This window comes from Paraburkholderia sp. EG304, assembly GCF_046543485.1.
Classification (GTDB): Bacteria; Pseudomonadota; Gammaproteobacteria; order Burkholderiales; family Burkholderiaceae; genus Paraburkholderia; species Paraburkholderia youngii.
The window spans coordinates 1-302 of the sequence record NZ_JBKGUA010000410.1 but is presented as its reverse complement, the minus strand read 5'-3'; the positions used below and the strand labels follow the sequence as shown (position 1 = coordinate 302).

Annotated in this window: 1 protein-coding gene; it reads right to left on the bottom strand. The window is 56.0% G+C overall.

All coding sequences use genetic code 11. The features are described from left to right. Positions 1-302: glycosyl hydrolase family 28 protein (locus ACLFKU_RS44515; protein ID WP_410853489.1), on the bottom strand; the 302-nt coding region annotated here is incomplete at both ends.

The following is a 302-nucleotide window of genomic DNA, read 5'->3' as shown; positions in this document are numbered from 1 at the left end:
CGTTGCGTGACTGAGCGGGATCGAAACCGTCAGTGTTCTTCACGGTGTCCGGCGTGAAACATGTAGCGGGGGTCTTCTGGTCAGGTGTGGTGCCAGAGGGACAAGCATACCCGCTGACGCTGTACGCGAAGCTTGGTGCCAGGACCTTTATATTCCATGCGACTACTCCCGCAACGCCATCGGTGACAACATGGAAATTGGGCGAGTTCTGCAAGGTGATGCGATAGAGTGTGAAAGCGGAGCCTCCCGTCACCTGGACAAGCCGGGGATTTTGCTGGTGTAGTCCGGAGATCTTGTTTTGA